The sequence below is a fragment of the Martelella sp. genome (assembly GCF_984369615.1).
Map to the genome: position 1 here is coordinate 1 of NZ_CFHTCS010000545.1, position 1,390 is coordinate 1,390.

Here is a 1,390-nt window from a genome sequence, read left to right on the forward strand (position 1 = left end):
AGCTACGGCGCACATGATTAAGGCCTGGGGCGTGTGGAAGCATCGCTTGGAGTTTTACGACCGGCCATTCGCGAAAAGCCGATTTGGAGACGTGCTCCATTCGACGTTTGTGATTGAGGGCCGCAAGCCCGTGCTGGCGTCGTCCTCATTCTTCTCAGTTGACGACAAGGCGTGGGGCAAACGGTTCGCAGCGGTGACTCTCAATGTCATTCCGACATCAACGACGGAAGCCGCCGTGATCGTGAGCTATCCGAAGGAGCAGTCCGGAAAGGCCCGCCGCTACGTCGCGCCGATTTTCCTGAAGAGCGGGGACGCGCGCCTGTCCGCGCTCTCGCACATGCTGGTGGATCGGGCCGAGAACTTCTTCGTATCTCCGCAGCATGTCGAGGGCTGGACTGCCGAGAAACGCAAGGCGATCGAAGAGGCGTTCGTGGGGACGGTGATCCGGGGCGAACCGGCAACGTCGTCGTCGGATCTGATGCTTTTCTGCCCCCGCGGACGAGGTGTCAGGGAATCCGCTCCGACCGCCACTGGCCGTCTCTGCCGTGGACGAGGCGCCAGCTTCGCGACGTCACCTGTGTGCCCTTCGCCGTGCGATAGGCGGGAATGGCGAGATGGATCGCGTCGTCGAAAGCCCACCGCCCGCCTCGCAAATCTGGTCGACTTAAATGCCTGTTCATGATTTGTACTATAGCCTCGAGATTCGGGGCAAGTGGGAATGCTGCAGCAGGTCAGGACGGCAAGCCAAACAGACGCGGGGAGAGACGGCCCTCTGGCCGGGCTGAATCCGAAGCAACGGCGCGCCGTGGAACATGGCTGCGCTGACCTGAACGATGTCCCGCCTCTGCTCATCATCGCCGGCGCCGGCTCGGGCAAGACCAACACGCTGGCGCATCGCGTCGCGCATCTGGTCGTTTCAGGCGCCGACCCGCGCCGCATCATGCTGCTGACATTCTCGCGGCGCGCCGCGGTCGAGATGCAGCGCCGCGTCGAGCGGATCATGGCGAAGGCGCTCGGACCGAACGCCGGCGCGATGGCCGATGCGCTGGCCTGGTCGGGGACATTCCATGCGATGGGCGCCCGGCTCCTGCGTGAATACGCGGCGGACATCGGACTGGATGCGGCGTTCACGATCCACGACAGGGAAGATTCCGCCGACCTGATGAACCTCGCGCGGCACGATCTCGGCTTTTCCAAGATGGAGAAGCGCTTCCCGATGAAGGATACGTGTCTGGCGATCTATTCGCGCGCCGTGAATGCGGAAACGCCGCTCGGCGAAGTGCTCGGCGGCGTCTTCCCCTGGTGCGCCGAATGGGAGGCCGAACTGCAAAGGCTGTTCGGCGCCTATGTCGAGGCCAAGCAGAAACAGAACGTGCTCGATTACGACGAT

The 1,390-nt window shown here is 63.2% G+C and carries 2 protein-coding genes; both read left to right on the forward strand.

Features of this window, described 5'->3' with window-relative positions:
- On the forward strand, positions 1 to 682 hold a 682-nt coding region (locus AC5DC2_RS23510), incomplete at its 5' end, for a hypothetical protein (RefSeq protein ID WP_491700236.1).
- 36 nt (positions 683 to 718) lie between these two features.
- Positions 719 to 1,390, forward strand: a 672-nt coding sequence (locus tag AC5DC2_RS23515; protein ID WP_491700237.1) for a UvrD-helicase domain-containing protein, incomplete at its 3' end; no start/stop codon positions are given.